At 43.2% G+C, this 25,599-nt stretch carries 25 protein-coding genes, 1 rRNA gene and 2 other annotated features; all 26 genes read left to right on the top strand.

Annotated features, from left to right (window positions below; all coding sequences use genetic code 11):
* Positions 1–151 precede the first annotated feature (151 nt).
* The 26 genes from rrf to rpoB all read left to right on the top strand — a co-directional run bounded on the left by rrf (position 152) and on the right by rpoB (position 25,547).
* Positions 152–266, top strand: a 5S ribosomal RNA gene (gene rrf, locus BMZ58_RS19555).
* An 84-nt stretch (positions 267–350) separates the two neighbouring features.
* On the top strand, positions 351–1,043 hold the full coding sequence (locus tag BMZ58_RS19550) for an MgtC/SapB family protein (protein WP_075038209.1): 693 nt from the start codon (positions 351–353) through the stop codon (positions 1,041–1,043).
* Between the two features lie 166 nt (positions 1,044–1,209).
* Positions 1,210–1,674: a CtsR family transcriptional regulator gene (locus BMZ58_RS19545; protein WP_075038208.1), complete on the top strand. Its 465-nt coding sequence runs from the start codon at positions 1,210–1,212 to the stop codon at positions 1,672–1,674.
* 20 nt (positions 1,675–1,694) lie between these two features.
* Positions 1,695–2,243, top strand: a complete 549-nt coding sequence (mcsA, locus tag BMZ58_RS19540; RefSeq protein WP_075038207.1) for a protein-arginine kinase activator protein McsA — start codon at positions 1,695–1,697, stop codon at positions 2,241–2,243.
* Entirely contained in the window at positions 2,243–3,313 is a 1,071-nt protein-coding gene (gene mcsB / locus BMZ58_RS19535; protein WP_075038206.1) for a protein-arginine kinase McsB, read from the top strand. Before mcsA ends, mcsB begins: the two co-directional genes overlap by 1 nt.
* An 18-nt stretch (positions 3,314–3,331) precedes the next feature.
* Positions 3,332–5,791 carry an ATP-dependent protease ATP-binding subunit ClpC gene (clpC, locus tag BMZ58_RS19530; protein ID WP_075038205.1) on the top strand — a complete coding sequence of 820 codons (2,460 nt, stop codon included), beginning with the start codon at positions 3,332–3,334 and terminating at the stop codon, positions 5,789–5,791.
* A gap of 169 nt (positions 5,792–5,960) precedes the next feature.
* Positions 5,961–7,340 (top strand): DNA repair protein RadA, encoded by a 1,380-nt coding sequence (radA, locus tag BMZ58_RS19525; protein ID WP_075038204.1) that lies wholly within the window; start codon positions 5,961–5,963, stop codon positions 7,338–7,340.
* Positions 7,341–8,414 (top strand): DNA integrity scanning diadenylate cyclase DisA, encoded by a 1,074-nt coding sequence (disA, locus tag BMZ58_RS19520; RefSeq protein WP_075038203.1) that lies wholly within the window; start codon positions 7,341–7,343, stop codon positions 8,412–8,414.
* A gap of 154 nt (positions 8,415–8,568) precedes the next feature.
* Entirely contained in the window at positions 8,569–9,666 is a 1,098-nt protein-coding gene (locus tag BMZ58_RS19515) for a PIN/TRAM domain-containing protein (protein ID WP_075038202.1), read from the top strand.
* A 98-nt stretch (positions 9,667–9,764) separates the two neighbouring features.
* Positions 9,765–10,958 carry a bifunctional 2-C-methyl-D-erythritol 4-phosphate cytidylyltransferase/2-C-methyl-D-erythritol 2,4-cyclodiphosphate synthase gene (locus BMZ58_RS19510; RefSeq protein WP_341864793.1) on the top strand — a complete coding sequence of 398 codons (1,194 nt, stop codon included), beginning with the start codon at positions 9,765–9,767 and terminating at the stop codon, positions 10,956–10,958.
* Positions 10,959–11,015: 57 nt separating this feature from the next.
* Complete coding sequence (gene gltX / locus BMZ58_RS19505; RefSeq protein ID WP_075038200.1) at positions 11,016–12,485, top strand: glutamate--tRNA ligase; 1,470 nt, start codon at positions 11,016–11,018, stop codon at positions 12,483–12,485.
* Between the two features lie 44 nt (positions 12,486–12,529).
* Positions 12,530–12,747 (top strand) — a binding site (T-box leader).
* A gap of 74 nt (positions 12,748–12,821) precedes the next feature.
* Positions 12,822–13,457, top strand: a complete 636-nt coding sequence (gene cysE / locus BMZ58_RS19500) for a serine O-acetyltransferase (RefSeq protein ID WP_075038199.1) — start codon at positions 12,822–12,824, stop codon at positions 13,455–13,457.
* 15 nt (positions 13,458–13,472) lie between these two features.
* Positions 13,473–14,873 carry a cysteine--tRNA ligase gene (gene cysS, locus BMZ58_RS19495; RefSeq protein WP_075038198.1) on the top strand — a complete coding sequence of 467 codons (1,401 nt, stop codon included), beginning with the start codon at positions 13,473–13,475 and terminating at the stop codon, positions 14,871–14,873.
* 4 nt (positions 14,874–14,877) lie between these two features.
* A complete protein-coding gene (locus BMZ58_RS19490) occupies positions 14,878–15,285 on the top strand; it encodes a Mini-ribonuclease 3 (RefSeq protein ID WP_075038197.1) in 408 nt (135 codons plus the stop codon).
* A complete protein-coding gene (gene rlmB, locus BMZ58_RS19485; RefSeq protein ID WP_075038196.1) occupies positions 15,282–16,025 on the top strand; it encodes a 23S rRNA (guanosine(2251)-2'-O)-methyltransferase RlmB in 744 nt (247 codons plus the stop codon). The genes BMZ58_RS19490 and rlmB overlap by 4 nt, the downstream gene beginning before the upstream one ends.
* Before the next feature lie 3 nt (positions 16,026–16,028).
* A complete protein-coding gene (locus tag BMZ58_RS19480) occupies positions 16,029–16,538 on the top strand; it encodes an NYN domain-containing protein (protein ID WP_075038195.1) in 510 nt (169 codons plus the stop codon).
* A gap of 81 nt (positions 16,539–16,619) precedes the next feature.
* The gene (gene sigH / locus BMZ58_RS19475) at positions 16,620–17,276 is read left to right on the top strand and encodes an RNA polymerase sporulation sigma factor SigH (RefSeq protein WP_075038194.1); all 657 of its coding nucleotides are present in this window, start codon (positions 16,620–16,622) and stop codon (positions 17,274–17,276) included.
* A gap of 78 nt (positions 17,277–17,354) precedes the next feature.
* Positions 17,355–17,504, top strand: a complete 150-nt coding sequence (gene rpmG, locus BMZ58_RS19470) for a 50S ribosomal protein L33 (RefSeq protein WP_074736204.1) — start codon at positions 17,355–17,357, stop codon at positions 17,502–17,504.
* Between the two features lie 40 nt (positions 17,505–17,544).
* Positions 17,545–17,721, top strand: a complete 177-nt coding sequence (gene secE, locus BMZ58_RS19465; RefSeq protein WP_075038193.1) for a preprotein translocase subunit SecE — start codon at positions 17,545–17,547, stop codon at positions 17,719–17,721.
* Positions 17,722–17,849: 128 nt separating this feature from the next.
* Positions 17,850–18,386: a transcription termination/antitermination protein NusG gene (nusG, locus tag BMZ58_RS19460; RefSeq protein ID WP_075038192.1), complete on the top strand. Its 537-nt coding sequence runs from the start codon at positions 17,850–17,852 to the stop codon at positions 18,384–18,386.
* Between the two features lie 148 nt (positions 18,387–18,534).
* A complete protein-coding gene (rplK, locus tag BMZ58_RS19455; RefSeq protein WP_075038191.1) occupies positions 18,535–18,960 on the top strand; it encodes a 50S ribosomal protein L11 in 426 nt (141 codons plus the stop codon).
* Positions 18,961–19,079: 119 nt separating this feature from the next.
* Positions 19,080–19,775, top strand: a complete 696-nt coding sequence (rplA, locus tag BMZ58_RS19450) for a 50S ribosomal protein L1 (protein WP_075038190.1) — start codon at positions 19,080–19,082, stop codon at positions 19,773–19,775.
* A 50-nt stretch (positions 19,776–19,825) separates the two neighbouring features.
* Positions 19,826–19,972, top strand: a sequence feature (ribosomal protein L10 leader region).
* A gap of 43 nt (positions 19,973–20,015) precedes the next feature.
* Positions 20,016–20,516: a 50S ribosomal protein L10 gene (gene rplJ, locus BMZ58_RS19445; protein WP_075038189.1), complete on the top strand. Its 501-nt coding sequence runs from the start codon at positions 20,016–20,018 to the stop codon at positions 20,514–20,516.
* A gap of 51 nt (positions 20,517–20,567) precedes the next feature.
* Entirely contained in the window at positions 20,568–20,933 is a 366-nt protein-coding gene (rplL, locus tag BMZ58_RS19440; RefSeq protein ID WP_075038188.1) for a 50S ribosomal protein L7/L12, read from the top strand.
* Positions 20,934–21,102: 169 nt separating this feature from the next.
* Positions 21,103–21,708 (top strand): class I SAM-dependent methyltransferase, encoded by a 606-nt coding sequence (locus BMZ58_RS19435; RefSeq protein WP_075038187.1) that lies wholly within the window; start codon positions 21,103–21,105, stop codon positions 21,706–21,708.
* 311 nt (positions 21,709–22,019) lie between these two features.
* Positions 22,020–25,547, top strand: coding sequence for a DNA-directed RNA polymerase subunit beta (gene rpoB / locus BMZ58_RS19430; protein WP_075038186.1), 3,528 nt, complete (start codon positions 22,020–22,022; stop codon positions 25,545–25,547).
* Positions 25,548–25,599 lie beyond the last annotated feature (52 nt).

Genomic DNA, 25,599 nt, shown 5'->3' with positions numbered 1-25,599 from the left:
GTGGAAGCGTGGTGACACGTGGAGCTGACGGATACTAATGGATCGATGACTTATCTATCCTATAGATAGCTTTCGTGAAAAGATAGTTACTTTTTCATCATAGAATGTTTCCTTATCCAGTTTTGAGGGTTCACCTCAAACTTTATAGTGATGTGGTGGTGAAGGCGAAGAGGTCACACCCTGTTCCCATGCCGAACACAGCAGTTAAGCTCTTCAGCGCCGATGGTAGTCGGGTTTACCCCCGTGAGAGTAGGACGCCGCCACATTATATAAGAAAACCAGAAGAAAATTCTTCTGGTTTTTTCTATATTTGTGCTGGTCTACATAAGTATGAAGAGAGGAGGGCGTCCATGAACTGGTCTTATTTTTTCCATGACGATATCTTATTATTTATTTTCCGCTTGTTTTTCGCTTTGATCCTTTCTGGTCTTATTGGATTTGAAAGAGAAGTGAAAAATCATTCTGCTGGGTTCAGAACACATATACTTGTGGGTGTCGGAGCTTGTTTAATGATGCTACTTTCCTTATATGGGTTTGAGAAATTCATCACTCAGTATGATCAAGTACGATTTGATCCTGCCCGTATCCCTTCTTACGTTATTAGTGGAATTGGTTTTCTTGGAGCAGGCACAATCATTGTCAACGGCATGACAATTAGAGGCTTGACTACAGCTGCTTCGATATGGACAGTAGCTGGAATAGGGCTGGTAGTGGGGGCGGGGATGTATGATGTCGCTACTATCACTACTATATTTGTGCTTATGAGTCTGGTGTTTTTAAATAAAATTGAAAAAGAAAAATTTAATGGGAACCGAAAAAACATCTTCCACATAACGATTCAGGAAAATACCCAGGTTCATCGGGTATTATCTATTTTTGAACAAATGGGCTTAAGTGTAAGGAAGATTGATGTGGTTTCTTTAGATAAAGATCAAAAACGAGTGGTTGTAGAGTTGAATAGTAAACAGAAATATGATCGGTCGCACCTTATCCACCAATTAACTATGGTGGATGGAGTCGAAGAATGTGGACATCAGTCTTAAGTTACTACGCAGTTAAAACTGCGTAGTTTTTTTGTTTTATTTCATATCGAAAAGGGGAAACATAGTAGATGTAATTCATATAAACATATTAGTTGCGTGACAAAAGAAAATGAGTATAATAAAATTAAAGTCAAAGATAGTCAAAGTCAAAAGAGGGGGAGGGAGCATGCGGAATATATCTGACGTCATTGAAGAGTATTTGAAGGGAATTTTAGAGGAAAATCGGCAAGAGGCCATTGAGATTAAAAGAAGTGAACTTGCAGAAAGGTTCGATTGTGTACCTTCACAAATCAATTATGTGATTAAAACTCGTTTTACTGTGGAAAAAGGTTATATAGTGGAGAGTAAGCGTGGTGGGGGTGGATATATCCGTATCAGCCGTATCCAACACCGAAAAGACTCTGAGATGATTGAAGAAGTGATGGAATTGATTAACCCCCGCGTATCACAATCCAAGGCCATTGATGTGCTTGAAAGGCTAGTGGATTATGAAATTATTACCCCTCGGGAAAGTAAATTATTGGGTAGCGTCATAGATCGTGATGTATTAGCTTTTTCATTACCAGTGCGGGATGAAGTTCGTGCACGCATCATGACGGCAATGCTGTTCACCCTCAAATATAAATGTTGAATGGGAAGGGAGAGAATCGGATGGAGTGCCAAGAATGTCATCAGCGTTCGGCAACAGTTCATCTTACCCAAGTCGTCAACGGGCAGAAATCTGAAATACATGTTTGCGAAAAGTGCGCAAAAGAGAAGGGATATATGAATTATGGAGAAGAGAACTTTACACTGAACGATCTCCTATCAGGGCTTTTCCATTCAGAAGGTCCTTCTCCGTTAAAAGGGCAAAGTCCTCAGTCATACGCCCAAAAACCAAAACTCAAATGTGATAATTGTGGCCTTACCTATGATGAATTTGCTCGCATAGGAAAATTTGGATGTGGGGTGTGTTATGAAACCTTTGATGAACGTTTGAATCCAATTTTAAGGCGCGTTCATAGTGGTAACACCAAACATGATGGTAAGATACCTAAGCGAGAAGGTGGCAATTTACACCTTAAAAAGGAAATGGAAGAATATAAAACTAATCTTCGACAATTAATTGAGCAGGAAGAATTCGAAGAGGCAGCGAAAGTTAGAGATAAGATCAGATCTTTGGAAGACCAGTTGCATAATGGGGAGGATGGTGATGTGTAATGTCTTTGCAGCAATTCATGAATGAAGCGATCAGCCCGTGGATGAAACAAGAGGGGCCGGATAGTGATATTGTATTAAGCAGTCGAATCAGACTTGCTCGTAATTTCTCTCAGCATCCTTTTCCGATTATTGCTTCTGAAGAGACTTTAAGCCAAGTGTTGGAATTCATTCAGGAAGAGTTTCAAAATCATTCTTTCAGAGATTATAAGAATTTTGAACTTGTTCAAATGAAGGATTTACAGCCAATAGAAAAAAGGGTGCTAGTAGAAAAACACTTGATCAGTCCTCATTTGGCAGAAAAAGCGGAAAAGTCTGCTTCCCTTATTTCGCAAAATGAACAAGTTTCCATAATGATTAATGAAGAAGACCACATTCGCATACAGTTATATTTCCCAGGCTTTCAATTAGATCAGGCTTTAGAGCAAGCTTCTCAACTAGACGATTGGCTGGAAGAGAAAGTTGATTACGCCTTTGATGAAAAACGTGGTTATTTGACGGCTTGTCCAACCAATGTAGGTACGGGAATGAGAGCGTCTGTCATGATGCACCTGCCTGCTTTATCGATGACCAGTCAAATCAACCGTATGACACCAGCGATTAACCAATTGGGGTTAGTGGTAAGAGGAATATATGGTGAAGGTAGTGAAGCGCTCGGTAGCATTTTTCAAATCTCCAACCAGATTACCCTGGGGAAATCAGAAGAGGACATCGTAGAGGATCTTCACAGTGTCGTCAAGCAATTGATCGATCAAGAACGAAAAGCGAGGGAAGCCCTGATGAGTCGCTCCGGTATTCAACTAGAAGATCGAATTTTCCGATCGTATGGAGTGTTGACTCATAGCCGCATCATAGAATCGAAAGAGGCAGCGCGATGTCTTTCTGACTTGCGACTTGGAATAGATTTGGGATTCATTGAGCATATCCCGCGTACAATCTTGAATGAATTGATGGTGCTGACACAGCCAGGGTTCCTGCAGCAATATGCTAAAGAGACTTTATCTCCGGATGAAAGGGATATAAGACGAGCTTCCTTGATTAGAGAAAGACTTCAATTAGAGAATGAAGAATAATGTTAGGAGGGAATGTCCATGATGTTTGGGCGATTTACAGAAAGAGCACAAAAAGTATTAGCGCTTGCACAAGAAGAAGCTGTACGGCTAGGGCATAACAACATCGGTACAGAACATATCCTGCTAGGTTTAGTGAGTGAAGGGGAAGGTATTGCGGCTAAGGCTTTGACGGCATTGGGACTTGAGGCTTCAAAAATCCAACAAGAAGTGGAGAAGTTGATCGGAAAAGGAGAGAAAGTCTCCCAAACGATTCATTATACTCCGCGTGCTAAGAAAGTCATTGAACTATCGATGGATGAAGCTCGTAAACTCGGACACTCTTATGTCGGTACAGAACACATCCTCCTCGGTTTGATTCGTGAAGGAGAAGGTGTAGCAGCAAGAGTGCTGAATAACTTGGGTGTGAGCTTGAATAAGGCACGTCAGCAGGTTTTACAGTTGCTAGGTAATAATGAATCCACCGGTGGCCAAAACCGTCGTGGAGGAAGTGCAGGAGCGCAGGCAGCGAATGCGAATACTCCTACCCTTGATTCTTTAGCGAGAGATTTGACTGCGATTGCTAAGGAAGGGAATATTGATCCTGTAATAGGAAGAAGTAAAGAGATTGAGCGGGTCATTCAAGTTCTTAGCCGTCGTACGAAAAACAACCCGGTTCTAGTAGGTGAACCTGGTGTTGGTAAAACAGCGATTGCCGAAGGCCTTGCCCAGCAAATTATGAATAATGAAATACCGGAAATTCTCCGGGACAAACGAGTTATGACTCTTGATATGGGAACAGTAGTAGCTGGTACTAAATATCGTGGTGAATTCGAAGACCGTTTGAAAAAGGTGATGGAGGAAATTCGCCAGGCTGGAAATATCATTTTATTCATTGACGAACTGCATACGTTGATTGGAGCTGGTGGAGCGGAAGGGGCCATTGATGCTTCCAACATCCTTAAGCCTTCCTTGGCTCGTGGTGAACTTCAGTGTATCGGTGCAACGACATTGGATGAATATCGTAAATATATTGAAAAAGACGCAGCTCTTGAGCGTAGATTCCAGCCGATTCAAGTAGATGAGCCGACCCTTGATGAGTCCGTCCAAATCTTGCAGGGTCTTCGTGATCGTTACGAAGCACACCACAGAGTAACGATTACGGATGATTCCATTGATTCTGCTGTACGTTTTTCCGATCGGTATATTACAGACCGATTCTTACCAGATAAAGCGATCGACTTGATTGACGAAGCAGCATCGAAAGTTCGCCTGCGTTCATATACAGCACCGCCGAACTTGAAAGAGCTTGAACAAAAGCTTGAAGAAGTACGCAAAGAGAAAGATGCAGCTGTTCAGAGTCAGGAATTTGAAAAAGCTGCTTCCCTTAGAGATAGCGAACAGCGATTGAGAGATGAATTGGAACAGACGAAAGATGAATGGAAAGAGAAACAAGGGCAGGAAGATTCAGAGGTTACGGTGGAAGATATCGCTTCTGTCGTATCGACATGGACTGGGGTCCCAGTGTCCAAAATGACTAAAGATGAAAGTGAGCGACTTCTTCATCTGGAAGACACTCTTCATAACCGTGTGATCGGCCAAGAAGAAGCTGTCAAGGCGATTTCTAAAGCTATACGTCGTGCTCGGGCGGGCCTTAAGGATCCAAAACGCCCGATCGGTTCATTTATTTTCCTAGGACCAACAGGTGTCGGGAAAACCGAACTAGCACGTGCACTAGCTGAAAGCATGTTTGGCGAAGAGGATGCAATGATTCGGATTGACATGTCCGAGTATATGGAAAAACATAGCACATCACGTCTTGTTGGTTCCCCTCCAGGTTATGTGGGATATGATGAAGGAGGTCAGCTGACGGAAAAGGTTCGTAACAAGCCTTATTCTGTAGTCCTCCTTGACGAAATTGAAAAAGCCCACCCTGAAGTTTTCAACATCTTACTTCAGGTCCTGGAAGATGGACGACTGACCGACTCTAAAGGTCGTGTTGTCGATTTCCGTAACACTGTACTGATTATGACATCGAACGTCGGTGCCGAAGAATTGAAACAAAATAAATATGTAGGATTCTCCATGGGAGAAGCGGATCAGGACTACAAAGACATGAAGTCTAAAGTGACGGATGCGTTGAAAAAAGCCTTCCGCCCAGAATTCTTGAACCGTATCGATGAAACAATTGTTTTCCACTCTCTGGAGAGAAAACACATGAAGGATATCGTTGTCCTCATGGCGGAAGAATTGAGAAAACGACTGCAAGAACAGGAAATCGACTTTACGTTGTCTGACGCAGCGATTGAGCACATCGCAGAGTCAGGGTTTGACCCTGAATACGGAGCCCGTCCGCTTCGCCGAGCCATTCAGAAAAACGTAGAGGACTTACTTTCGGAAGAGCTCTTGAAAGAAAGCATTGCCAAAGGGCAGAAAGTTAAAATCGATCTGGATGATGATAAGAACTTTGTCGTTCACACTCAACAAGAGTCTACAAGCTGAATAACGGAGAGAGAATTTGACTTTATTTTAAAATCGGAAGGGTTTGCCTTCCGATTTTTTTCTTCTTCCGATATGATTTTAATAGAGATGATTTAATACAATTGATAAGACTGTGAAACTTGTTTACAACTTTTTTCGTATAAAATGAAAGATGAGGAGCGATTTTGTCTTGGCAAAGAGAAAAACAAAATTCGTTTGCCAGGAATGTGGGTATGAAACACCTAAATGGATGGGGAAATGTCCTGGGTGTAGTCAATGGAATACTCTGGTTGAAGAAATGTCTGCACCAGCAGCCAATTCGCGCCATGTATTCCAAACTAGTTCCACTTCCGCAACTACGAAACCAGAAAGAATTACACAAATTAAATCACAAAAAGAGCCGCGTTTACCAACAGATATGCCTGAGTTCAACCGTGTGTTAGGGGGAGGTATAGTTGCAGGTTCTTTAGTTTTGATAGGTGGGGATCCGGGTATTGGGAAATCTACCCTACTCCTTCAAGTGTCTGCGCAAATAGCAAAGAAAGATTATCCTGTGCTTTACATATCAGGTGAGGAATCTTCCAGGCAAACGAAGTTGAGGGCAGAAAGACTTGATATCACTTCTGATGAACTCTATGTATTGTCGGAGACGAATTTACAAGATGTGATAAACCAAATAGAAACGATCGATCCAAAATTCGTTGTGGTCGACTCGATTCAAACGATTTTTAAAGAAGACGTGACGTCTGCACCCGGCAGTGTATCACAGGTTAGAGAGTGTACAAGTCACCTGATGAGAATCGCTAAAAATAAAGGTATCCCTATTTTCATAGTGGGGCATGTTACTAAAGAGGGTTCAATTGCTGGGCCACGCCTACTTGAACATATGGTAGATGCTGTTCTTTATTTTGAAGGGGAAAGACATCACACTTTTCGGATATTGAGAAGTGTAAAAAACCGCTTCGGTAGTACGCATGAAATGGGTATTTTTGAAATGAAGGAAAAGGGACTGGAAGAGGTTCTGAACCCGTCAGAGATCTTCCTGGAGGAACGCTCACAAGGGGCAGCAGGATCGATTGTGGTAGCCTCTATGGAAGGGACAAGGCCTGTGCTTGTTGAAATACAGGCATTGATTTCCCCGACTGCTTACGGAAACCCAAGAAGGATGGCTACAGGATTGGATACTAGCCGTGTTCCATTGCTTATGGCGGTGCTTGAAAAAAGAGCCGGGCTGTTACTGCAAAACCAGGATGCTTACGTGAAGGTCGCTGGTGGTGTCAAACTAGATGAGCCGGCTATCGACTTAGCTGTCGCCATCAGTATCGCCTCGAGCTTCCGTAACCAATCATCGAATGGTGATGATGTAGTTGTAGGAGAGGTCGGGTTAACTGGTGAAATCAGAAGAGTTGCCAGGATTGAGCAACGGGTGCAGGAAGCGGCTAAATTGGGGTTCAAACGGGTAATCATTCCGAAGAAGAATATGGATGGATGGACACCACCTTCGCAAATAGAAGTCATTGGTGTGAGTACAGTTCAGGAAGCGATGAAGGTCACATTGGGGGAAACATAAATGGAATGGCATGAAATCAAGGAGAAAGGAATTGGAGATATCCTGCAGTTGGTTGCCCCTGGGACTCCACTGAGGGATGGAATCGATAATGTACTGCGAGCCAAAACAGGAGGCTTGATTGTCCTCGGTTATGGGGAAGAGATGCGGGACCTGGTCGATGGCGGTTTTTACATCCAGTCCGACTTCACTCCTGCCCACCTTTATGAACTCGCCAAAATGGATGGCGCGTTGATTTTGAATAAGGAAGGTACAAGGATTCTTTTTGCTAATGCCCAGTTGATGCCTGATCCGGATATCGTCTCTACGGAAACGGGGATGCGGCACCGGACAGCGGAGCGGGTAGCAAAGCAGACTGGTTCACTGGTGATTGCCATCTCTCAACGGAGGAATGTTATCACCCTTTACCAGGGATCGCTTCGTTACTCTTTGAAAGATATCGGTGTCATTTTGACTAAGGCGAACCAGGCGATCCAGACATTGGAGAAATATAAGAATGTCCTTGATCAGAGCGTGACTAATCTAGGAGCGTTGGAATTTGAAAACATGGTCTCCTTTTCTGAGGTCGTCCAGGTGGTGCACAGGATTGAGATGGTCCTTCGTACAAAAACCGAAATTCTGAACTATGTAAATGAGTTAGGTACAGAAGGCCGGTTGATCCAGCTTCAGCTTACAGAGTTGGTATCAAACATTGAAGATGAAGCATCCTTGTTATTGAAGGACTACAGTAAGCGGCCAGATTACGAACCTTATTACATTTTGAGAAAGATGCAAGAGGTTACAAATACGGAACTCTTATCTGATGAACAGGTTCTTAAGTTGCTTGGTTACTCACCTAACACTAAATTATCCGACCCCATCGTTCCGAGAGGTTATCGAATTTTAAGTAGAATCCCCCGACTCCCTGTATTGATCATTGAACACCTTGTAGGGAGATTCGGGACATTGGATGGATTGATTCAGGCTTCACCTAAGGAACTTGTTGAAGTCGACGGTGTCGGAGAAATCAGGGCTACGAAGATTCGGGATGGGTTGGATCGCATACAGGAACAATTGTTTGTAGATCGACATATATAAGAAAATTGACTTATTTGTGAACAGTATGATATGATAGTTTTTTTACTCGTTGACTTAAAATGGAAATTGTGCTAAGTTAAAAACCATCATTCCTTTTTTATATGGTTAATGGTTGTAAGGTTTGGTCATACTGTGTTTGAGGAGGTGAATACAAGTGCTTAAGCGTATTGTACAGTTGTTTATTGTCATAACCGGTGGAACGATCGGTTACCTCTATTTCCCTGAGCTATTTACAACCATGGGGCTTACTTGGCAGACTTGGATTCAATCTGTTTTAGGAGCCGTACTAGGAGCACTTATTTTATTTTTATTAACTTTTTGGATCGTGGATTATATTGTCGATGTTATCAGATGGGTAGAGGACTCGTTAGTAAAGGCTCCTGTCGCAGACTTGCTGTTTGGTAGTTTAGGTTTAATTGTAGGTTTGCTTATCGCCTATCTGGTTAATGTTTTCGTACAAGATATCCAAATTCAGGTTATTAATCAAGTTGTACCGATTGCTTTGACGGTGTTGCTTGGCTATCTTGGCTTTCGGGTAGGATTCAAGAGGAAAGATGAATTTTTGAATCTAGTTTCGAAGAAAGAGAAGAAGTTGGAAGAGGGCGATGCACCAGAAAACGCAAAAGTGGACCCTGCCTTGATTCCAAAGCGAAAGATACTCGATACAAGTGTAATTATTGATGGCAGGATTGCAGATATCTGTGAGACACACTTCCTTGAAGGTACGATTGTCATACCACAATTTGTCCTAGAGGAACTCCAGCATATTGCTGATTCTTCCGATGGATTGAAAAGAAACCGGGGACGCCGGGGTCTTGATATCCTTAATCGATTACAGAAGGATCTCCCTGTCAATGTTGAGATTTATGAAGGCGACTTTGAAGAGATCCAGGAAGTCGACAGTAAACTTGTAAAGCTTGCGAAAGTTATGAATGGTATCGTCGTTACGAATGACTTCAATTTGAATAAAGTTTGTGAGTTTCAAAATGTACAAGTTTTGAACATTAATGATCTGGCGAATGCTGTGAAGCCTGTCGTGCTTCCGGGGGAAGAAATGACAATCCAAGTGATCAAAGACGGGAAAGAACAAAATCAAGGCGTTGCCTACTTGGACGACGGTACGATGATCGTTGTTGAAGAAGGGAAAGATTATATTGGCAAGACGATTGAGGTCGTGGTCACCAGTGTCTTACAAACGTCTGCCGGCCGGATGATTTTTGCCAAGCCAAAATCACTTGAAAAAGCGTTATAAAAACGGTATAAACAAATAGAGAATGACAAAAGTGATAACATGCGTGTTATCGCTTTTGTTATTTTATATAAAAAAGCCTAAATTAGCTTAGGGTGGATATGATGACTAAATATACAGCGATTGTACTTGCGGCTGGACAAGGAAAGCGTATGCTTACTGGTCGTAATAAACAGTTTTTAATAGTGGATGACAAACCTTTGATCATCCATACTCTCTCCGTTTTCGATCAGGATGATTGGTGTGAAGAAATCATTCTCGTGACCAATGAAAAGGAACGATTTCAAATGGAGCAGCTTTTGGCTGATTTTCCGATTCAGAAAGAGGTCAGATTGGTTGATGGAGGGGCAGAGCGTCAGGATAGTGTCTATGCAGGGCTGACGGCTGTCGAGAATAGAAATGTCCCTGTCTTTATTCATGATGGCGCGCGTCCGTTTGTTTCTCGAAAGCTTTTACATGAGTTGGCGGAGACTGCAAGAGGGAAAAAGGCCGCTTTGTTGGCTACCCGTGTTACAGATACAATTAAACGAAAGGCAGCGACAAGGTTAGAGACGCTTGCTCGCAGTACATTATGGGCGGCACAGACACCACAAGCTTTTTCTTACGACTTGATTAAACTAGCGCATGAAGAAGCAAAAAAACGTGGATACTACGGCACAGATGATGCCTCCCTTGTCGAGCGCTTGGATCATGAAGTTGCTATCGTGGAAGGAAGCTATGACAATATTAAATTGACGACTCCGGAAGATCTACATAAAGCGGAAGCTTATTTAAGTAACCAGAGAAAAGGAAAGGTGGGGGATGTACCTATGTTTCGTGTCGGTCAAGGATTTGATGTCCACCAATTGACAGATGGACGGCCGTGTATCATCGGCGGAGTAGAAATCCCTTATGAAAAAGGGTTACTGGGCCATTCTGATGCGGATGTTTTGCTTCATACGATTGCAGACGCCTGTTTAGGAGCCGTTGGAGAGGGGGATATCGGCAAGCATTTCCCTGACACGGATCCAGCTTTTAAAGATGCTGATTCGGGGAAACTCCTTCAACATGTTTGGCAAATGGTGAAAGATCATGGATATGAACTCGGGAATATGGATTGTACAGTCATTGCACAGGCACCGAAAATGGCCCCTTATATAGAACAAATCCGCGATAATATAGCATCCCTTCTCCGGGTGGAGGCAGGGCGTATTAATATTAAGGCGACGACGACAGAAAAGCTCGGTTTTACAGGTCGGAAGGAAGGAATTGCCGCACAAGCGTCTGTCCTTTTGCAAAATAATCAGCATTCCTAAACAAAAAATGATAAAATAAGTCAAGGATATAGACCGGAATACGAAAGGAGAACAATTATGTCAAATGAAGTACGGGTGCGTTATGCACCGAGTCCGACGGGCCATCTTCACATTGGTAATGCGAGAACTGCCCTCTTCAACTATCTTTATGCAAAAAATGCAGGTGGAAAAGTAGTCATTCGTATTGAGGATACGGATGAAAAACGAAACGTAGAAGGTGGAGAACAAAGCCAGCTCAACTATTTGAAGTGGTTAGGCATCGAATGGGATGAAAGTGCGGACCAGGGCGGAGAGTTTGGACCATATCGCCAAATGGAACGTCTCGATATTTATAACAAATACGTCGACGAACTTCTTGAGCGCGGTCTTGCTTATAAGTGTTACATGACAGCCGAAGAACTAGAAGCTGAGCGTGAAGCACAAATGGCTCGTGGCGAAGCACCGAAATATTCAGGAGCGCATCGTGACCTGACAGAAGAACAAATAGCAGGATTTGAATCGGAAGGCCGTGAGCCGAGCATTCGTATCCGTGTTCCGGAAAACCATACGTATACGTTCAATGATATTGTTCGTGGAGATATCACTTTTGAATCTAGTGATTTCGGTGATTGGGTCATCGTAAAGAAAAATGGTACTCCGACGTACAACTTTGCTGTTGCTGTTGATGACTACCTGATGAAAATCACCCATGTCCTTCGTGGAGAAGAGCATATTTCCAATACCCCTAAACAAATGATGGTGTACGAAGCGTTCGGATGGGAACCGCCTAAGTTTGGTCACATGACATTAATTCTGAACGAGGATCGTAAAAAGCTAAGTAAGCGGGATGAGCACATTCTGCAATTTATCGAACAATATAAAAACCTCGGTTACTTGCCAGAAGCGCTTTTCAACTTTATTACATTGCTTGGATGGTCTCCGGTGGGCGAAGAAGAGATCTTCACTCAAGAGGAACTCGTCGAAATTTTTGACGCCGAACGTTTATCTACTTCACCAGCCGTCTTTGATGCTGCAAAACTGAAGTGGATGAACAACCAGTATATAAAAGCTGCGGATTTAGATCGCGTCGTTGAACTGGCACTTCCTTACCTGATTGAAGCAGGGCGCCTATCTGAAGATATGACGGAAGAAGACGCACAATGGTCTCGTGAGCTTATTAGCCTCTACCAAGAACAATTGAGCTATGGAGCTGAAATTGTAGAGTTGACTGATTTATTCTTCAAAAAGGAAATTCAGTACGACGAGTCCGCTATGGAAGTGTTGGAAGGAGAGCAAGTTCCAGAAGTCCTTGAAACGTTCAAAAAGAACTTGCAGGAGCTTGAGGAATTCACCCCTGAAAATATTAAAAAACAAATCAAAGCCGTGCAAAAAGAAACGGGCCATAAAGGTAAAAAGCTATTCATGCCTGTACGTGTAGCGACAACCGGCCAAACCCACGGTCCTGAACTTCCGAACGCGATTCATTTGTTGGGAGTTGAGACTGTAACAGTCCGCTTAGATGATGTGTTGAATAAATTACAAGCGTAATTCTTTCACAAGCTGGGGAGAATATCATATAGTAAAGATACAAATACGAAACGTTGATGAGGAGAAGTAAAAGGGGCCACTCTTCTACAGAGAGAATCGCCAGGGCTGGAAGTGATTCGGAGAGTAACCTTTGAAATGCACCTCGGAGTCTTCAGTTGAATAAAGTATGCTGAAGCGGCTACCTTCCGTTATAAAGGGTGAAGCGGGGAGAGGAGAACTCCTATCCCAAACAGAGTGGAACCACGTACAACGCGTCTCTGTGCCATTGGCACAGAGGCGCGTTTTTTATTTATTTGATAGGAAAGCAAATGGTTCAATACAAGGAGGGGAGCAAGTATGGGGCTATTTAAAATGTTCAAAGAAGATGTTGATGTTGTTTTCGACCAGGATCCTGCTGCTCGTTCGTATATCGAGGTGATTTTGACTTATTCAGGTTTGCATGCGATATGGGCTCACAGGGTAGCCCATGCTTGCCACAAAAGGAAATTCTTTTTCCTGGCCCGTCTCATCTCCCAATGGAGCCGTTTTTTGACAGGTATTGAAATTCACCCTGGAGCGAAAATCGGCCGTCGTTTTTTCATTGATCACGGCATGGGGGTGGTCATTGGGGAAACATGTGAAATCGGGGATAATGTGACGATTTTCCAGGGGGTTACTCTCGGCGGTACAGGAAAGGAAAAAGGGAAAAGGCATCCGACCTTACTAGACAATTCACTGGTAGCGACAGGTGCAAAAGTGCTTGGGTCCATCACAATTGGGGAAAACTCTAAAGTGGGAGCAGGATCAGTGGTTCTCCATGATGTACCAAACAATTCTACTGTTGTCGGGATTCCTGGACATGTGGTTATCCAAGATGGAAAGAAAGTTCAGAAGAAGGACTTGGATCATCATAAGCTGCCCGACCCTGTTTATGATCGGTTGAACGAGTTAGAAAGCGAAATTGAAAAGCTAAGGCATCAGCTGAACAAGTAAAAGGAGTGAATCAAAATGGCGATCAACATATATAACACACTGACAAGAAAGAAAGAGCCGTTTCATCCGCTGGAAGAAGGAAAAGTGAAAATGTACGTCTGTGGTCCAACGGTATATAACTATATCCATATCGGGAATGCACGCCCAGCGATCGTCTTCGATACTGTAAGAAGATATTTCGAATACCGTGGCTATGATGTTCATTATGTGTTGAACTTCACAGATGTGGATGACAAACTGATCAAAGCATCAAACGAAATGGGCGAAGGTGTGACCGAAATTGCGAACCGCTTTATCAAGGCTTACAAAGAAGATGTCGGGGCTCTTGGTGTGAAAGAAGCGGTGGATCACCCTCGTGTAACCGAAAACATGGATGAAATCATAAACTTCATCCGGGGACTGATCGACAAAGGGTTTGCATATGAAGCGGAAGGAGATGTCTATTTCCGAACAAGGTCCTTTGATCAATACGGCAAGCTTTCGCATCAGTCTGTCGATGAGTTGCAGTCAGGGTCCAGAATTGAAGTAGGGGACAAGAAAGAAGACCCGCTGGACTTCACCTTATGGAAAGGTGCAAAAGAAGGAGAAATTACATGGGAAAGCCCCTGGGGCAGCGGTCGGCCTGGGTGGCATATTGAATGTTCGGCAATGGCTAAGAAATATCTCGGCGATACAATTGATATCCACGCCGGAGGCCAAGACTTAACTTTTCCTCACCATGAAAATGAAATTGCTCAGTCGGAAGCCCACAATGGTGAATCTTTCGCACGTTATTGGATGCACAATGGATACATCAATATTGATAATGAAAAAATGTCGAAATCGCTGGGCAACTTTATCTTGGCCCATGACCTTGTGAAAAAGCATGACCCGCAGGTGATCCGCTTCTTTATGCTGAGTGTTCAGTATCGTCACCCGATCAACTTCAGTGATGAGTTATTGAAGGGGGCGAAAAGCAGTTTCGACCGCATTAAGAATGCTTATGAAAACATTCAGTACCGCAAGACGACAACAGTCAGTCTTCAAGAAAATCAGGACGAATGGTTAGATAAAATCTCCGATTATAAAGAGCAATTCATCAAAGAGATGGATGACGACTTTAATACGGCAAATGCTATTTCTGTTCTGTTTGATCTGACGAAGACAGCGAACTTGTACTTGCAGGAAGATCAAACGCATGAAGAAGTATTGAGTGCTTTCGAGAAACTGTTTGAAGAATTGACGAGCGTTTTAGGTATCGAATTGAAAGTTCAGGACGAATTGCTGGATGAAGAAATCGATGCTTTGATTGAAGAGCGGAAACAAGCGCGGAAAAACCGTGACTTTGAACGAGCAGATCAAATTCGCGATGAATTGAAGGACAGGAATATTATATTAGAGGATACATCGCAAGGAACGCGTTGGAAGCGGGGGTAAGAATATGACGAAGGCAGATGTCAAACAAATGAAAAGTCTTGCCCTTGCATACATGGGCGACTCCGTCTATGAGTTGTATGTTCGTCACCATTTGCTTGAAAAGGGGGATATCCAACCCCAACATCTTCATAAGAAAGCTATACAATTCGTTTCTGCTGTATCTCAGGCGGGTGTCGTAAAAGCCTGGCAAGAGGAAAATCTTCTAACAGAAGAAGAAGAAGGGGTATTGAGACGGGGGCGAAACGCAAAGTCAGGGTCGGTACCAAAGAGTACGAATGTTCAAACATACCGGTATTCGACCGCATTCGAAGCGGTATTAGGTTATTTGTATCTATCTGACCAGACAGAGCGTCTCGAAACACTTATTAAACATGCAATAAATAATGTTGAAGAAAGGAGTGATGTGAAATGAGTGGAGAATGGATTATCGGAAAGAACCCTGTACAAGAGGCTATAAGGTCTGGTCGGCCGATAAATAAAGTAATGGTGTCGGACCAACTTCAATACCAGGCATATAAAAAAATTGACCAACTAGCGAAGGAGCAAGGGCTGCTCGTCCAGAAAGTGCCGAAGAAGAAAATTGACCAACTAGTGGATGGGAGTCACCAGGGAGTAATCGCCTCAGTCGCTGCTTATGAATATAGTGACATCGAAGATTTGTTTGAGAGAGCAGAAGAAAAGGACGAGCCGCCATTTTTCATCATTTGTGATGAAATCGAAGATCCTCATAACCTTGGGTCCATTCTTAGAACCGCAGATGCAAGTGGTGCTCACGGTGTGATCATACCCAAAAGACGTTCCGTTGCGCTCACCGCTACTGTAGCAAAAACATCAACGGGGGCCATAGAATACATCCCTGTTGCTCGTGTAACGAACTTGGCTCGCACCATTGAAGAGTTGAAAGAAAGGTTCGTCTGGGTGGTCGGTACCGATGCAGATGGTACGGAAGATTATCGACAGCTTGATGGAAAGATGCCGATTGCGCTCGTCATTGGAAGTGAAGGTCGTGGGATGAGTCGCTTGACGAAAGAAAAGTGTGATTGGACAGTCAGCTTGCCAATGGCAGGTAAGGTGACCTCATTGAATGCTTCGGTCGCTGCTTCTTTGTTGATGTATGAAGTTTTCAGGAAGCGACACCCGTTAGGGGAGTAAGACATGATAGTCTTAATTGTCGATGGATACAATATGATCGGTGCTTGGCCGGAATTGAAAAACTTAAAGGAGAAAGATCTCGGTCAAGCCCGGGATCTCCTTATAGAAATGATGGCTGAGTATCAATCTTATACCGGGGATAGAATTATGATTGTTTTTGATGCTTACCATGTTCGGGGGTTGGAGAAGAAACAAAACAATTACAAGGTTGAAGTCATTTTCACAAAAGAGAATGAAACAGCAGACGAGCGTATTGAAAAGCTCGCTGGTGAATTGAACGATGTCCGTACTCAAGTGTATGTAGCAACATCGGATTACGCTGAGCAACGGACGATCTTCGGACAAGGGGCCTTTCGAAAGTCTGCAAGAGAGCTTTATATCGAAGTGAAAAATATAGAAAATCAAATAGAAAAAGATGTAGAAAGTCAGAATCAATACTCCTATCAATCCAAGATACCAATCAACAAAGAAGTGCGGGAGCTTTTTGAAAAATGGCGCCGAGGTGATAAATAATTCTGACAACTTGTTGACGCTTTTCAATTTTGTACTGTATAATATTGCTATATTGAGGTAGCACGGTCGGAGGGATCCTGTGTGAGCATCTTACAAACGGAGAAAAGCATCAATGATTTGGATCTTAGTAAGCTAGATGATGAGGAAGTGGTTGAACGGATCAATCAAGGACAAGTTCAAGCGCTTGATTATTTAATTAATAAGTATAAGAACTTTGTTCGTGCGAAAGCTCGGACCTACTTTCTGATTGGCGCAGATAGGGAAGATATTGTTCAGGAAGGCATGATTGGTCTTTACAAAGCTATTCGCGATTACAGAGAAGGAAAACTTTCATCTTTCAAAGCTTTTGCAGAATTATGTGTCACCCGTCAAATTATCACCGCAATTAAAACCGCCACTAGACAGAAGCATATCCCTTTGAATTCCTACGTTTCTTTGGACAAGCCTATTTACGATGAAGAATCGGATCGCACTTTGTTAGATGTCATAGCAGGATCTAAAGCAATTGATCCACAAGAACTGATTGTGAATAAAGAGAAGTTCGCAGACATGGAAGAGAAGATGTCAGAGTTGTTAAGTAACCTTGAGAAGAAGGTGCTGACCCTGTACTTGGATGGACGTTCCTACCAAGAAATTTCCGTCGAGCTGGATCGACACGTGAAATCTATTGATAACGCTTTACAGCGTGTGAAGAGAAAGCTGGAGAAATACCTTGAAATCAATGAAATCACTCTATGAAAGTTACATTGACAGTAAACGGTAAGAGTGCTACATTTAGTGAGTATGTGTAAACCTCGCAGAATGAGGTGACTGGTAATGCGTAAAAAAGTCATATTAGCTTGTACAGAGTGTTTAAGTCGGAATTACAGTTCATATATAAATCGATCCAACCAATCTGAACGTCTTGAAGTCCGCAAGTTTTGTAAAAAATGCGGAACGCATACTTTACATCGCGAGACGAAATAGAGAAGGAAGCCAGTTGGCGCAAGTTTGGGGGTATTACAGCATGTTTAAGTTCTTCAAGAATGTAGCGCGCGAGATGAAGAAGGTAAGTTGGCCCAAAGGTCAGGAATTGACTCGTTATACGATTACCGTAATTCTTACTGTCGCCTTCGTAGCTGTATTCTTTGCTATTGTAGATCTTGGGATATCCCAAGTGCTAGAACTCATTGCTCAAGAATAGTAGAGCGGATTTTATGCTATAATAGGAGATAGACTTACAAAAACCCGTTTTGCGGGTTTTTTCATGTTGGAATAATATTCATCAACTCTAATATAAGGGAGGGAAGGGCAAGCACTTGTCCTGTGATTATGGAAAAAAGATGGTATGTTGTGCACACCTATTCAGGTTATGAGAACAAAGTGAAGACGAACCTTGAAAAGCGTGTTGAATCAATGGGGATGGAAGACAAGATCTTCCGTGTCCTTGTCCCGGAGGACGAAGAAGCAGAAATTAAGAACGGCAAACGGAAAATTGCAAAGAAGAAGGTTTTCCCAGGATATGTCCTGGCTGAAATGGTTATGACAGACGACTCTTGGTATGTCGTAAGGAACACGCCGGGTGTGACTGGTTTCGTAGGATCTACTGGTTCTGGATCCAAGCCGATCCCCCTCCTGCCTGAAGAAGTAGAGACTGTCCTAGAACGTATGGGCATGAACGAACAACCGAAAGCGGAGGTTGACTTTGAGGTTAAGGAAAGTGTTAAAGTAACAGACGGACCTTTCGCGAACTTTACAGGTTCTATCGAGTATATTGACACTGATAAGCAAAAAGTGAAAGTTCACGTCAATATGTTCGGTCGTGAAACTCCGGTAGAGTTAGACTTCACCCAGATAGAAAAATTATAAAATTCAACTCTCCCCCTTGCATAATAAATATAAAGATGCTAGAATTTTTATGTTCTATATGCGCCCCAAAGAGGGCGGTTGCATATCGCAATGAGTGGGAGGGGTTGAACCCTATTACCACATCACGGACTTTAAGGAGGTGTGTCTCGTGGCTAAAAAAGTTATTAATGTTGTAAAGCTTCAGATTCCTGCAGGTAAAGCTAACCCAGCGCCACCAGTAGGACCGGCACTAGGTCAAGCAGGTATTAACATCATGGGATTCTGTAAGGAATTTAATGCGCGTACCCAAGAACAAGCTGGTACGATTATTCCGGTAGAAATCACGGTTTATGAGGACCGTTCCTTTACATTCGTTACGAAAACTCCACCTGCTGCTGTTCTTCTTAAGAAAGCGGCTGGTGTTGAATCAGGTTCCGGTGAACCAAACCGTAACAAAGTAGCTTCTGTTAAACGCGACCAGGTTCGCGAAATCGCAGAAACGAAAATGCCTGATTTGAACGCTACTGACGTTGAGGCTGCAATGCGTATGGTTGAAGGTACTGCACGCAGCATGGGTATCACGATCGAAGACTAACCCACAAACGCGTCACATGGAGATGGGAGAAGGTTGCGGAAATGGAGCTTGTGACTCTTTCGCAACCTTTATTCGTGGGAGGAAAATCCGTTAAAACCACAACGAGGAGGAAATTAATAATGGCTAAGAAAACGAAAAAGCAACAAGAACTTCAAAAACTTGTTGACCGTACAAAAGCTTATGAAGTACAAGAAGCGATTAAGCTTGTAAAAGAAACTGCAAAAGCTAACTTTGACGAAACTGTTGAAGCGGCATTCCGTCTGGGTGTAGATCCTAAGAAAGCGGACCAGCAAATCCGTGGCGCAATGGTGCTTCCGCACGGTACAGGTAAATCTCAGCGTGTGCTTGTTTTCGCTAAAGGTGATAAAGCGAAAGAAGCAGAAGCAGCAGGTGCTGACTACGTAGGTGAACAAGATCTGATCAACAAGATCAACCAAGGTTGGTTCGAGTTTGACGTAGTGGTAGCTACTCCTGACATGATGGCTGAAGTAGGTAAATTAGGTCGTGTACTAGGACCAAAAGGTCTTATGCCGAACCCTAAAACAGGCACAGTGACATTCGAAGTAGAAAAAGCTGTAAATGAAATCAAAGCTGGTAAAGTAGAGTACCGCGTTGATAAAGCAGCAAACATCCACGTTCCAATCGGGAAAGCATCTTTCGATGAAGAGAAGTTGGCTGAAAACTTCGCAGCAATCACTGAAACGCTTGTCAAAGCTAAGCCACAGGCAGCTAAGGGAACTTATATGCGTAATGCAGCTGTTTCATCTACGATGGGGCCTGGAATCAAAGTAGACGTTTCTAGTTACACGAAGTAATAAAAAGTGTTGACTTTCCGTTACTAGTGATATATACTAGGTAGCGTTGTATAAATAAATACGTTATACCGTAGACAGTAGGTGCGGAACTCCGCTTAATGTCCTGCCGAGGTGTGTGATATAAATAGAGCAGCGCTTTCTGCCCTGTTCTATCTAGCACCTCCATGTCTGCATGGTGGTGCTTTTATTATGAGTAAAACCTTCGAACGGTATGATGAAAAGTCAATAGGAGGTGGAACAATGAGCAGTATTATCGAACAGAAGAAACAGATTGTATCTGACTTGGCTGACAAGTTCCGCAACAGTAAATCTGCAGTCGTTGTAGACTACCGCGGACTTGATGTAGCAGAAGTTACTGAACTTCGTGCTCAACTTCGTGAAGCAGGCGTTGATTTCAAAGTGTATAAAAACACAATGGTACGCCGTGCTGCAGATGAAGTTGAACTATCTGATCTGAACGAAGTACTTCAAGGACCGACAGCAGTAGCTTTCCATGAAGACGATGCTGTAGCCCCGGCTAAAGTATTGAATAACTTCGCTAAAGATCACGACGATCTTGAGATCAAAGGTGGAGTAGTAGAAGGACAAGTTGCAACTCTTGAGCAAATCAAAGAACTTGCAAACCTTCCAAATTACGAAGGTCTTGTATCTATGTTCCTAAGCGTACTACAAGCCCCTGTCCGCAACTTCGCATACGCAACAAAAGCGATCGCGGATCAAAAAGAAGAAGAAAGCGCGTAAGTTAGCGTTCATTTAAACCTGTAACAACAAAAACTAAGGAGGAAATTTCTCATGTCTAACGAACAAATTATCGAAGCGATTAAAGAAATGTCTGTTCTTGAGCTTAACGACCTAGTTAAAGCGATTGAAGAAGAATTTGGTGTATCTGCTGCAGCTCCAGTTGCTGCTGGCGCGCCTGCTGCAGGTGGCGAAGCTGCTGAAGAGCAAACTGAATTTGATGTAGTACTAGAATCTGCTGGATCTTCTAAGATCAAAGTAGTTAAAGCAGTACGTGAAATCACTGGTGCTGGTCTTAAAGACGCTAAAGAAATGGTTGACGGTGCTCCAACTGCAATCAAAGAAGGCGTTTCTAAAGAAGAAGCTGAAGAAATCAAGTCTCAGCTTGAAGAAGCAGGCGCTACTGTCGAAGTTAAGTAAGAGAATTTTTAAAGTAAAGCTCGCTGATTTATCGGCGGGCTTTCTTTTTCTTCATGGCATTTTTGTACTAGCTCTTTATTTTGGTAGATTGGAATCTATTTCAATACTTGTGAATAAAGAATGTTGGTAGTCAATTCATTTCAGTAGATGAAAAGAAGGTGTTCGAATTATGTCAGAGCATTATTATTCGAAGGAAACAAAGACAAGTAGTGAAGAGAGAACTTGGAACTTCGAATTGCTGGGTCATGATTTCACGTTTACGACGGACAATGCAGTATTTTCCAAGCGCGAAGTGGACTTTGGCTCACGGCTGATGATTGAAGTTTTTAATGAGCCAGGGATTGGTGGGGACTTTCTGGACCTCGGTTGTGGTTATGGACCGATCGGTTTGTCATTGGCGAAGAGTTTTGAAAATCGTCACGTATTCATGGTAGATGTTAATAGCCGTGCTTTAGGTTTGGCTAAACAGAATGCAGCTGCTAATCATGTGAAGAACGTGACTATTAAAGAAAGTGATCGTTTGGATGGAATAGAAGGTCATAAGTTCGCTTCTATTCTTACTAATCCACCGATTCGTGCGGGAAAACAAGTCGTCCATTCTATGTTTGAAGAGGCGGAAGAAGCTTTACTTGACGAAGGGGAGCTTTGGGTTGTCATTCAAAAGAAGCAAGGGGCACCATCTGCAAAAAAGAAACTAGAAGAATTGTTTGGACATACAGAGATTGTAGAGAAACAAAAAGGGTATTACATCCTGAAGGCTAAGAAGTTTGACTAGCCCTTTTAGTTGTGCTAGTATTGAAAAATGCCAATATATATGATCGGTGTCAAGCTTTTTTTGATGAATATGTATAAAAAGTTGATAGATGGTCAGAATGGTAAAATCGAACACTGAAAATAAATGAGGTTTTTATGTATGAAAAGCCTTTTTCTTTTTTGTCTAACGTTAGAGAGAAATGAAGAATCACCATTCGTTGTAAGGCGAATGTTCAAATAGTGCTTGTGGCAAGATCAACCGCAAGCCTGTTCGGCATGTCTTGCCGAACCCTTTTTTCGTTATTAAAATGCTTGATTTGAGGGGTGAATCAGTTGACAGGTCAACTAGTTCAGTATGGACGACACCGCCAGCGCAGAAGTTATGCACGTATCAGTGAAGTTTTAGAATTACCGAACTTGATAGAAATTCAAACAGCTTCTTACGATTGGTTCTTAGAAGAGGGTTTGAAGGAAATGTTCCAAGACATTTCTCCGATTGAGGATTTCACGGGTAATTTGTCACTGGAGTTTGTAGACTACAGCCTCGGCGAACCAAAGTATCCAGTCGATGAGTCAAAGGATCGCGATGTAACATATAACGCACCACTTCGTGTGAAAGTACGTCTCTTGAATAATGAGACAGGTGAAGTGAAGGAACAAGAAGTGTTCATGGGTGATTTCCCGCTTATGACAGACACAGGTACCTTTGTTATCAATGGTGCTGAGCGTGTTATCGTTTCTCAGCTTGTTCGCTCTCCTAGTGTGTATTTCAATAAAAAGATAGACAAGAACGGTAAGAGGGGATACACAGCTACTGTAATCCCTAACCGCGGAGCTTGGCTAGAGTTCGAAACCGATGCAAAAGACGTGGTGCACGTCCGTATCGATCGTACACGTAAGTTACCGATCACAGTCCTATTGCGTGCTTTAGGATTCGGAACAGACCAGGAGATCATTGATCTAATTGGTGACAACGAATACTTGAAGAATACGCTCGAGAAAGATAATACGGAAAACACAGAAAAAGCATTGCTTGAAATTTACGAGCGTCTACGCCCTGGTGAACCACCAACAGTAGAAAATGCGAAGAGCTTGCTTGTTTCCCGTTTCTTCGACCCGAAACGCTACGACCTGGCGCGAGTAGGCCGTTATAAGATGAATAAAAAGCTTCACATCAAAGACCGTTTGTTTAATCAGACACTGGCTGAAACGTTAGTGGATGAGGAAACAGGCGAAGTGATCGCGGAGAAAGGCGACAAAATCGATCGTCGTTTATTGAATAAGCTGATTCCTCACTTTGACGACGAAGAAGGTACATTGAGTGAAGAAACATTGGAACCTGTGGAGGGTGTGCTAGAAGATCCAATCCAGGTACAATCTGTTAAAATCGTAGATCCAACTGATCCGGAAGGTGAACGTTCTATCAATGTTATCGGCAATGCTAATATTGACCGTGACGTTAAGAACATCACACCTGCGGATATCCTTTCTTCTATCAGTTATTTCTTCAATTTGTTGCATGATGTAGGTGGCACTGATGACATCGATCACCTGGGTAACCGTCGTTTGCGTTCTGTAGGTGAATTGCTTCAGAACCAATTCCGTATCGGTCTTTCCCGTATGGAACGTGTAGTTCGTGAACGTATGTCCATTCAAGACACATCATCCATTACGCCGCAACAGTTGATTAACATCCGCCCGGTTATTGCGTCCATCAAAGAATTCTTTGGTAGTTCGCAATTGTCTCAGTTCATGGACCAGACGAACCCGTTGGCAGAGTTAACACACAAACGCCGACTTTCTGCCCTGGGGCCTGGCGGACTAACACGTGAACGTGCAGGATTTGAAGTGCGAGACGTACACTACTCTCACTACGGACGTATGTGTCCGATCGAAACTCCTGAGGGGCCAAACATCGGTTTGATCAACTCCCTCTCTTCGTATGCGAAGGTCAATGAGTTTGGGTTTATTGAAACACCATATCGTCGTGTCGACCCGGATACGAATAAAGTGACGGCTCAAATCGATTATTTGACAGCAGATGAAGAAGATAACTATGTGGTTGCACAGGCGAACGCGAAGCTTGACGATGACGGTGCTTTCACTGATGAAGAAGTTATCGCACGTTTCCGTGGGGAAAACACGGTTGTAAGCCGTGATCGTCTGGATTACATGGACGTATCTCCGAAGCAGGTTGTATCTGCTGCAACGGCATGTATTCCGTTCCTTGAGAACGATGACTCTAACCGTTCTTTGATGGGTGCGAACATGCAACGTCAAGCTGTACCATTGCTTAAACCGGATGCACCTCTTGTTGGTACAGGCATGGAATATGTATCTGGTAAGGACTCAGGTGCTGCTGTGATATGTAAGCATGAAGGAATTGTAGAACGTGTAGAAGCGAAAGAAGTTCGCGTTCGCCGTATTTCTGAAGTGGATGGGAAAGAGGTTGAAGGTGATCTTGATCGCTATCGCCTACAGAAGTTTATCCGCTCTAACCAGGGAAGCTGCTATAATCAGCGACCAATCGTTTCTAAAGGAGACCGTGTGAAGCAAGGGGAAATCCTTGCAGACGGACCATCCATGGATATGGGTGAACTTGCTCTGGGTCAAAACCCACTAGTTGCCTTCATGACTTGGGACGGTTATAACTATGAGGATGCCATCATCATGAGCGAACGTCTTGTGAAAGATGATGTGTATACATCTATTCATATTGAAGAGTATGAATCAGAAGCTCGTGATACGAAACTTGGACCAGAAGAAATTACTCGCGATATTCCAAACGTGGGTGAAGATGCTCTTCGTGACTTGGACGACCGTGGAATTATCCGCGTTGGTGCTGAGGTCAGCGATGGAGACCTTCTAGTCGGTAAAGTTACCCCTAAAGGTGTAACGGAGTTATCCGCTGAAGAGCGCTTATTGCATGCGATTTTCGGTGAAAAAGCTCGGGAAGTCCGTGACACTTCCTTGCGTGTACCGCATGGTGCAGGTGGGATTGTCCTGGATGTTAAAATCTTCAATCGTGAAGACGGTGATGAACTTCCACCGGGAGTTAACCAGTTGATCCGTGTTTATATCGTACAGAAGCGTAAAATTTCCGAAGGTGACAAAATGGCCGGACGTCACGGTAACAAAGGTGTAATTTCTAAGATTCTCCCAGAAGAAGACATGCCTTTCTTACCAGATGGTACACCGGTAGATATCATGTTGAACCCTCTAGGTGTTCCGTCACGTATGAACATTGGTCAGGTGCTAGAATTGCACATGGGTATGGCTGCTCGCTTGATGGGCGAAAGAATAGCTACACCAGTATTTGATGGTGCTCGTGAGGAAGACGTATGGGAAACATTACAAGAAGCTGGCATGGCCCGTGACGCCAAGACGATTCTTTACGATGGACGTACGGGTGAACCATTCGACAACCGTGTCTCTGTTGGGGTTATGTATATGATTAAGCTAGCCCACATGGTTGATGATAAACTTCACGCACGTTCTACGGGACCATATTCACTTGTTACGCAACAACCATTGGGTGGTAAGGCACAGTTTGGTGGTCAGCGTTTCGGTGAGATGGAAGTATGGGCACTGGAAGCGTATGGTGCTGCTTATACTCTGCAAGAAATCTTGACTGTTAAATCCGATGATGTCGTTGGCCGCGTGAAAACGTATGAAGCCATCGTTAAAGGGGACAACGTTCCAGAACCTGGAGTTCCGGAATCCTTTAAAGTCCTAATCAAAGAACTTCAAAGTCTTGGTATGGATGTAAAGATTCTATCCGGTGATGAGCAGGAGATTGAAATGCGTGATATTGAAGAAGAACAAACCAAAGAATCCGAGAATTTGAACTTAGACGATTAAGATAGAAACACTGCTGTAGCTCGTGTTCTAAGCTTAGGGTAAAACCTGGATA

It is taken from the genome of Halobacillus dabanensis, from assembly GCF_900114165.1.
GTDB classification, from domain to species: Bacteria; Bacillota; Bacilli; order Bacillales; family Halobacillaceae; genus Halobacillus; species Halobacillus dabanensis.
The sequence above is the reverse complement of the archived record's forward strand: the minus strand, read 5'-3'. Positions and strand labels throughout refer to the sequence as shown.

What these genes read in the sequence shown, in the direction of transcription:
- BMZ58_RS19550 (WP_075038209.1), top strand. Translation starts at nt 351, where the DNA reads ATGAACTGGTCTTATTTTTTCCATGACGATATCTTATTATTTATTTTC.
- BMZ58_RS19545 (WP_075038208.1), top strand. Translation starts at nt 1,210, where the DNA reads ATGCGGAATATATCTGACGTCATTGAAGAGTATTTGAAGGGAATTTTA.
- mcsA (WP_075038207.1), top strand. Translation starts at nt 1,695, where the DNA reads ATGGAGTGCCAAGAATGTCATCAGCGTTCGGCAACAGTTCATCTTACC.
- mcsB (WP_075038206.1), top strand. Translation starts at nt 2,243, where the DNA reads ATGTCTTTGCAGCAATTCATGAATGAAGCGATCAGCCCGTGGATGAAA.
- clpC (WP_075038205.1), top strand. Translation starts at nt 3,332, where the DNA reads ATGATGTTTGGGCGATTTACAGAAAGAGCACAAAAAGTATTAGCGCTT.
- disA (WP_075038203.1), top strand. Translation starts at nt 7,341, where the DNA reads ATGGAATGGCATGAAATCAAGGAGAAAGGAATTGGAGATATCCTGCAG.
- BMZ58_RS19510 (WP_341864793.1), top strand. Translation starts at nt 9,765, where the DNA reads ATGATGACTAAATATACAGCGATTGTACTTGCGGCTGGACAAGGAAAG.
- gltX (WP_075038200.1), top strand. Translation starts at nt 11,016, where the DNA reads ATGTCAAATGAAGTACGGGTGCGTTATGCACCGAGTCCGACGGGCCAT.
- cysE (WP_075038199.1), top strand. Translation starts at nt 12,822, where the DNA reads ATGGGGCTATTTAAAATGTTCAAAGAAGATGTTGATGTTGTTTTCGAC.
- cysS (WP_075038198.1), top strand. Translation starts at nt 13,473, where the DNA reads ATGGCGATCAACATATATAACACACTGACAAGAAAGAAAGAGCCGTTT.
- BMZ58_RS19490 (WP_075038197.1), top strand. Translation starts at nt 14,878, where the DNA reads ATGACGAAGGCAGATGTCAAACAAATGAAAAGTCTTGCCCTTGCATAC.
- rlmB (WP_075038196.1), top strand. Translation starts at nt 15,282, where the DNA reads ATGAGTGGAGAATGGATTATCGGAAAGAACCCTGTACAAGAGGCTATA.
- BMZ58_RS19480 (WP_075038195.1), top strand. Translation starts at nt 16,029, where the DNA reads ATGATAGTCTTAATTGTCGATGGATACAATATGATCGGTGCTTGGCCG.
- rpmG (WP_074736204.1), top strand. Translation starts at nt 17,355, where the DNA reads ATGCGTAAAAAAGTCATATTAGCTTGTACAGAGTGTTTAAGTCGGAAT.
- secE (WP_075038193.1), top strand. Translation starts at nt 17,545, where the DNA reads ATGTTTAAGTTCTTCAAGAATGTAGCGCGCGAGATGAAGAAGGTAAGT.
- nusG (WP_075038192.1), top strand. Translation starts at nt 17,850, where the DNA reads ATGGAAAAAAGATGGTATGTTGTGCACACCTATTCAGGTTATGAGAAC.
- rplA (WP_075038190.1), top strand. Translation starts at nt 19,080, where the DNA reads ATGGCTAAGAAAACGAAAAAGCAACAAGAACTTCAAAAACTTGTTGAC.
- rplJ (WP_075038189.1), top strand. Translation starts at nt 20,016, where the DNA reads ATGAGCAGTATTATCGAACAGAAGAAACAGATTGTATCTGACTTGGCT.
- rplL (WP_075038188.1), top strand. Translation starts at nt 20,568, where the DNA reads ATGTCTAACGAACAAATTATCGAAGCGATTAAAGAAATGTCTGTTCTT.
- BMZ58_RS19435 (WP_075038187.1), top strand. Translation starts at nt 21,103, where the DNA reads ATGTCAGAGCATTATTATTCGAAGGAAACAAAGACAAGTAGTGAAGAG.